This window comes from Planotetraspora sp. GP83 (genome assembly GCF_041262585.1).
Taxonomy (GTDB): domain Bacteria; phylum Actinomycetota; class Actinomycetes; order Streptosporangiales; family Streptosporangiaceae; genus JAOEGB01.
This window is the reverse complement of sequence record NZ_JBGCBZ010000013.1, coordinates 219,189-225,993: the sequence shown is the minus strand read 5'-3', so window position 1 is coordinate 225,993 and position 6,805 is coordinate 219,189. Positions and strand designations below refer to the sequence as shown.

Sequence of the window (6,805 nt, the reverse complement as noted above, 5' to 3'; positions counted from 1 at the left end):
TACTGCCCGCAGGGCGCCGCTCCCGTGTCAAGGCCCGTACGCGAAAGAACCCGACCAGCAAGTACGGACCAAACGCCGGGCAGCACCCCGCAACCACACAGACCTACAGCTTCCACGCCGACGTCACAATCTTCGAGAAGGGACTTGCCTCCCGTCCCCGACGCTAAACGCAACGGCGTTGAGATCGAGTAGCGCTGTTGATCATCGACCGTGCCGCCCAGCCGAACCAGGCCCAGCGTCGCGCTGGCCAGCTCGGCGCCGCTGCCGCACAAGACCCATGCCTGCCCATTGGAACCCCACAGCAGCATCCGGGTATCGCCCAAATCCCCGGCAATCGGTGTCAAACACCGTCCTTCCACTGCACGACGGCCGAGCCCCTCCGGACCAGGATTCCACCGTCGGCCGAAGCCAGAGCGCTTCCCGAGCAACCCATCAGCGGCAGCAGCCAGTGAGCGGTGCCGCGCAGGGTGTCGACTTCATGACGCCTTCGCCGGTCGTGATCAGCATCCTGGAGTCATCGACGGTGAAACCCGTGATCTGCCCCCACCCCGCGCCTGCGCTGAGCAGATGCTGCAGCGAGACGCCAGCGGCGACGGCGAGCTCGAGTTCCCACGGCATCGGCGACCGGGTGAACGACACGAACGACGGCGGATCGTCACGCCGCGCCGTCAGTACCAGGTCGGTCACGGAGGTGAAGGCTGTGCCGTCGAAGATCGCCCGGTCACCGACCTCCTGCATCGCGTCCTCGATCGTCAGCAGCCCGCACAGCGCGGCCTCGACATGCGTACGGTCCAGCAAGACCACCGCCGGGCTCTGCGGGTCCACGCTCTCGCCGACGCGGGAGTCGAACCCCGACATCGAAATCAGCACGACCTGCACATTGCGACGCCGCTGCGCGGCCTGCTGCCACACAGCGACGTCCTGCGCCGTCAGCGGCGAGTCGCGCCAGACCAGCCCGAGCAGCAGCTTCGTGTCACCACGCCGCAGACCCAGCGTCGGACTCACCCCGACGAGTGGCGCGGCTGGCCGGGGTTGGATGCCCGACCCAGTCAGAAGGTCATGGAGTATGTCCAGCAGGAGTTTGCCGCGCTCACCCTCGTCATGATCTCCGCGCAGGAGCTGCCCGTATCGTGCGATCAGCGTAGGCACTCCGTCCGGATCGTCCAGGTCGGCATCGCTCACTAAGCCCTCCTCACCGCGTATCGGAGATGACGCTGTGATTGTCTCCCCGTCTGGGCCGGACCGAGGAAACGACCACCGCCTTTCCGGTGCACCGGAGTCAGGGATCGCTGGCCGGGACTGCTGTGGCGGCCTGAGCGGCTCGCATGACGTGCGGCCCAGCGACACTTGCACAGGTCGTCCCGACCGTGGGTGATTCACGGTCGGCCGGATGCGCCGAGGCAACAAATCGTGATGAGGTCCCACTGGGGCCGTACTATGCACTGTTCGGCCATAGTGCGTTTCCGGGCTCGTCGGCCGACTGGAGAGGGCGAAGGGATCACCGCGATGGCAAAGGTCATCTCCACTCTGTTCATCTCGGCCGATGGAGTGGCCGAGATCGACCCCGATTGGCACTTCCCGTACTTCGACGAGAACATGGGCCGCGCCGTCGGCGAGGACTACGACACCTCCGACGTGCTGCTCATCGGCCGCCAGACCTACGACAGCTTCGCCGGAGCGTGGCCCGACCGCGAGGCGGCGGGTGGGGACGACGCACCGTTCGCCAAGCAACTCGGGGACGTGCGCAAGGTGGTCGTCTCGCGCCAGCCGCTGGAGTTCTCCTGGCGCAACTCCGAGCTGATCAAGGGCGACCTCCTCGGGGCCGTCACCACGCTCAAGGCCGATGCTGGTATCAGAGGCATCCTGATCCCCGGCTCGATCTCCGTGGTGCAGCAACTGCTCACCGCGGGGCTGGTCGATGAGCTGCGCCTGCTCGTGCACCCAGTGGCGGCGCGTAAGGGCCGCAGGCTATTCGACGACGGCGATGCGCCGTACCACCTGAAGATGATGGCGACGGAGGTGTTTCCGACGGGCGTGATCCGCGTGATCTACTCGCCGACCGAGGCACCCACCAAGGTCGGCTACGACGAGGTCAAAGACCAGGTACCCGGGGGGAAGTAGCGGGCTTTCGCGGGGGAGGATCGACACAGTGGCGCCACATCCGTCGGCCGGTAATCGTGTGATCGTCCGATAGAGCCACAGCCACCCCCCGCAGGGGCACGATCTGCGGACCAGGACCTCACGTCCCGGGCGGCGCAGGACGCATGCTGTCGTACGGCTGCCTACCACGCCGCGCGCTCGCCGGCGGTGTCCTCGCCAACCGGTACGGCCTGGCGTCGCCCTGGATCGTCGGCGGCGTGCTCAACCTCGCCGCGACCGCCGTCACCGTGCCCCTGCTGATCCGCTACCGGAAGCGCTGACCGGGCGGATCCACAGCCGGCACCGCTGCAAACGCCACGCCAACCACAGCGATCCGATCGGCGGCGACACAGACATACCATCTCGTCACTGCGGCAACCGCACGCGATGCTGACAGCGCACCAACCAAGGTCACGTGCACGCTTCTCCCGCGAAGCGCGCGGTCTTCGAGTGTTGCGCCGTCGTCTGACTTTGCCGAATTGAGTGCGTGGCGTCCTGGACCGCTCCATAGGCACGCGTCCCGAATTCGACTCCGGCACCCTTAAGAGCTGGACTTACCGCCTATAGGCGAACGAGTTACGGCGCACGCCCCCGAAGGGGATCCAACTCCCGAGGGCTGAGGTCTGCGTCGCGAGAGCTTCGGGCGCAGCGGGCGGGGATTCGTCGGCTGAAGCCGCGCAGAAAGCAACCGAACCATGTGCAGGAGTACTCCTGTACACCGTTCTGCATGCTCCCCGCGGCCCGATCCGGATGAGATCGGTACATAAGGGCGCGGCACCGGCCGGGCCGTACCACGACGCAGGAAGGGACAGCATGGGGATCTGGACCGATCGGCTCACCGGGCTGGGCATCAGCCTGCTGCACGTCGCGGCACCGGTCGGCGGCTACGCGCCGGCGGTCCACTCAGTGAGTGTTTGAGAAGGGTTGGTAACGGTCTCAGCGTCTCGTCGCGGTGACGGCCGAGGAGTCGCGATCATGGCGTGGTGCCACGCGAGCGCCGCTACCCCTCCGATCTCACCGACGCGCAGTGGGCGCTGATCGAGCCGCTGCTCCCGGCGCCCAGCACGGGCGGTCGGCCGGAAAAGCACCCGCGCCGTGACATCGTCGACGCGATCTTGTACGTGGTCCGCGCCGGATGCGCCTGGCGGCAGTTGCCGTTCGACTTCCCGCCCTGGCAGACCGTGTACTGGTACTTCGTCCGCTGGGAGGAAGCCAAGGTCACCGAGCAGATGCTGGCCGTACTGCGGCGGCGGGTCCGGGCGGCGCAGGGGCGGGCCGAGGAGCCGACCGCGGGGATTATCGACTCCCAGAGCGTGAAGGGCGCCGACACCGTGGGCCGCGAGTCCCGCGGATACGACGCCGGCAAGAAGGTCAACGGGCGCAAACGGTTCATCGTCACCGACACACTGGGGTTGCTGCTGGTCGTGTGCGTGATGGCCGCCTCGGTCCAGGACCGCGACGGCGCGAAGACGACCCTCCTGGCCATGTACCTGGTCACGCCGGTCCGGTACGTGTTCGCCGACGCGGGGTTCGCCGGGGTGCTGGTGGAGTGGACCCAGCGGGTCCTGCACACCGTGCTGCACATCGTCCGCAAGGCACCCGGCCAGATCGGCTTCGCGGTGATCGAGCGGCGTTGGGTCGTCGAACGGTCGCTGGCCTGGCTGACCAGCCATCGCCGCCTGGCGCGGGACTACGAGCGTCACACGGCCACTGCCGAGGCCATGATCCGCTGGGCCGCGATCAGCGGCATGGCCCGCCGGCTGACACGGGGCAGCGCCGCCACCCGCCAGCAGCGATACGTCATCGACGAGCCGACCAATTAGCCCTTCTCGAACGCGGTCTTACGACGGGCGTCCTGTACAGGGCGGTGGCGAAGTCCAGGGGCCGTTCCCAAGACCAGGACTAGGCACCTCCGCAGGAGCGCCTGAGCCGTGGCCGGTCATCGACAAGGCACGTAGGGTGCGAGGGGAGAGTCGATCACCTGCGCGGGGAAGGTGTTAAGAGTGTTGCCCGAACTCCATCCCGGAGACATGGACGCCCTGCTCTTCGACTGGGACGGGACGCTGGTGGACACCCAGCGCGCGAACTATCGGGCAATGGCCGAAGCCCTGGCCGTCGAGGGCGTACGGCTGGAACAGGAGTGGTTCGACGCGCGCACGGGCCTCTCCTCGGCCGAGATGATCCGTCTGCTCGCACGCGAGCGTGAACTCGACCTCCGGCGGCCGGTGGAGGAGATCGTCGCGGATCGCGACGAACGGTTCCTGCGGACGGCGCACGAGATCCGGCTGCATACGGAGGTGGAGGCGGTGGTCTCCGCCTTCCATCGGCGGCTGCCAATGGCCGTGGCCTCCGGCGGTGCTCGACGGGTCATCGAGACGACTCTTCGCCACCTGCCGATACGCCATCGGTTCACCACGCTGGTCACCCGTGACGACGTCGAGAAGGGCAAGCCCGCGCCGGACATCTTCCTACGGGCGGCCGACGTGCTTGGTGTGTCCCCAGCCCGCTGCACGGTATACGAAGACAGCGACGAGGGCATGGCCGCGGCCTGCGCCGCGGGAATGGCCGTCATCGACGTCCGGCCGTTCACCCGCCGACATGGCGGCTGGGGCCCGCGGTGTCATTCCCGCCCGCCAACGTGACCTATGGCGGGAATGACTGGACGGCGAGGGGGCGCATGCGGTCGGCGGCCGCGGGTCGAGTGCGCGCGAACCCAAGTCGAAGCGGCCGTGGATAAGCACGCCGGCGGATCCCCGTCAGCTTGCACACGTTGCGCAGCAGGATTGCGCCTGCCGACAAGTTTGTCCATGCAGCTCAAGCGCATGTGAGTACTGTGCGTCGGTGAGGTCGGAGGGGTAACGGCGCTCGCATGGCACCACGCCATGATCGCGACTCCTCGGCCGTCACCGCGACGAGATACCAAGACCGTTATCAACCCTTCTCAAACACTCACTCAGGCATTCACGCCTACACGTCGGGTGCCGTCGTCGCTGCTCGGCGTCGTTGGGTGACGGTGGCGGGCGCCGCACCGCCGCCTTGATCCTTATGAGCACAATTCGGCAACAATCTACAGTCGACATCATTCTGCCGCGCCGTTGTCGCGGAGGATTGAAGTGCCCGCCACAGGAGCCTTGCCTTGGCCTTGTACTTGGAAAGCTGTGGATACCCAGCACAGCTATAGGAGAGAAATGAATTACCGCACCGCGGATGGCCAAGCTGAGATGGATGCCTGGCTGAATTCCGCTGAGTGCTCGGCATGGCGCAGGACGCGCACGATCCTTATTTTAGCCGTCTTGATTCCATCGCTCGTAACCGTGGGCCTCCTTATTCGAAGTAGCGTTGCGGTACAGAATGAAGCGGACAATGCGCTAGGGTTGTCTGCCGACGCACTGTTTAAGTCTGGCGATGCCAAGAAAGCGGAGATTTCGGCTCGATCAGGGCTTGCTGCTGCAGAGGCTTCGCTACGTAAGGCGGAGTTGTCGTCGAGGACGAGCCCGCAGTACCGGAAGCAACTCGCAAAGCTCATTGATCTAGCTAGGGCTGACGTTTCGAGGGCCGCTGACCGAACGCGAAATGCTGACGACCGACGGGAATCGATCTGGCGCAATGAAGTTGCGACCAGGCAGAAGGTTGAGGAGACCGCAAGCCAATGGTTCCTCTATCTCGGACCGATGACGGCGGCACTTATCGCTTTGGGCCTCACTCTGGGCTACCTGTATTCGGAGAAGCGGCGCGCGTTCAACAATCGCACTATTATTCAGAGTCTTACAGAAAGTCCCTCGCGTGCCGAAAATCCATTAGATCTGAAATCGTTGTGGGTGAACAATAGGGAACGGTTGCAACTCTATCATCAGCTTGTTTTGAACTATGCGGCATCCACGAGGCAAACAACCTTGGTCACCCTGCTGGCTGGATTTACGTTTTTGCTAACTGCGGGAGCTGTCGCCACTTTTGTGAACACTGTCGCATCCGCGGTTGTTATTTCTGTTGTGTCGACGGTTGGTGCGGCCGTAACCGGATTCGTCGCACGAGCTGTGCTCAAAAATGCCGACACCTCCTCTCGCGAAGTGTTGGCATTCTTTGCTCACCCTTTAGAGGTAGAGCGTATGCTCACGGCTGAACGAGTCATCGAGGACATGCCCGAACAGGCTCGTCCGGACGCGAGATTGCTAATCGTTGAGGCGCTTACACGCAATTCGCTCGGAGTCAACCGGTCACCGGAGGAGTCCAAGTGATAAGAGGAAGTGCGGGGAGTCGCAGACGTCGAAGCGGAGTGGAGTTGATGCCACGCCACCGTGAGAAGGCCTGCAGATGCGTGTAGTCATGGCCACCTTCACCGTGAAGTTTGCCGGGCCGGTGCGTGGTCTGTGGCGGGAGCGGATCGGAGGGGTACCGCGCACCAACGGCTCCAGCGCGTCGTGGGTATTGCGGCAGTGATTCCGACAGAGATGAGCAGGCCGGTCCAGTCGGTGATGAGGTGGATCTTTGACACGTTTTGCGCAGTCTACAGGATTCGGACCTGTCAGGTCCCCCCATCGGTGGCCCGCACGCTGACCGAGTCGGTCGCGCATCGCGACCAGTCGAGTTCCCCGCGCGAGCCCTGTTCGTCTACAGAACTAAATGGGTCTTGTCGGTGAGCTGACGAGGGCCGATCTGTTCTGGATGA

At 64.9% G+C, this 6,805-nt stretch carries 7 protein-coding genes and 1 pseudogene; 5 read left to right on the top strand and 3 right to left on the bottom strand.

The window, feature by feature from the left end:
* Positions 1-344, bottom strand: a 344-nt coding sequence (locus ABH927_RS20120; protein WP_370023719.1) for a hypothetical protein, incomplete at its 3' end; no start/stop codon positions are given.
* An 88-nt stretch (positions 345-432) separates the two neighbouring features.
* Positions 433-1,182 (bottom strand): hypothetical protein, encoded by a 750-nt coding sequence (locus tag ABH927_RS20115; RefSeq protein ID WP_370023718.1) that lies wholly within the window; start codon positions 1,180-1,182, stop codon positions 433-435.
* A 324-nt stretch (positions 1,183-1,506) separates the two neighbouring features.
* Here ABH927_RS20115 and ABH927_RS20110 point away from each other — a divergent pair, with 324 nt between their 5' ends.
* The 5 genes from ABH927_RS20110 to ABH927_RS20090 all read left to right on the top strand — a co-directional run bounded on the left by ABH927_RS20110 (position 1,507) and on the right by ABH927_RS20090 (position 6,374).
* The gene (locus tag ABH927_RS20110) at positions 1,507-2,121 is read left to right on the top strand and encodes a dihydrofolate reductase family protein (RefSeq protein WP_370023716.1); all 615 of its coding nucleotides are present in this window, start codon (positions 1,507-1,509) and stop codon (positions 2,119-2,121) included.
* A 143-nt stretch (positions 2,122-2,264) separates the two neighbouring features.
* A complete protein-coding gene (locus tag ABH927_RS20105; RefSeq protein WP_370023715.1) occupies positions 2,265-2,420 on the top strand; it encodes a hypothetical protein in 156 nt (51 codons plus the stop codon).
* 699 nt (positions 2,421-3,119) lie between these two features.
* Positions 3,120-3,962, top strand: a complete 843-nt coding sequence (locus ABH927_RS20100; RefSeq protein WP_370023713.1) for an IS5 family transposase — start codon at positions 3,120-3,122, stop codon at positions 3,960-3,962.
* A gap of 180 nt (positions 3,963-4,142) precedes the next feature.
* Positions 4,143-4,781, top strand: coding sequence for an HAD family hydrolase (locus ABH927_RS20095; RefSeq protein ID WP_370023711.1), 639 nt, complete (start codon positions 4,143-4,145; stop codon positions 4,779-4,781).
* Between the two features lie 546 nt (positions 4,782-5,327).
* Positions 5,328-6,374 (top strand): hypothetical protein, encoded by a 1,047-nt coding sequence (locus ABH927_RS20090; RefSeq protein WP_370023710.1) that lies wholly within the window; start codon positions 5,328-5,330, stop codon positions 6,372-6,374.
* A gap of 46 nt (positions 6,375-6,420) precedes the next feature.
* Here ABH927_RS20090 and ABH927_RS20085 read toward each other — a convergent pair.
* Positions 6,421-6,751, bottom strand: a pseudogene (locus tag ABH927_RS20085) (IS5/IS1182 family transposase); the annotation flags it as partial.
* Between the last annotated feature and the right edge of the window lie 54 nt (positions 6,752-6,805).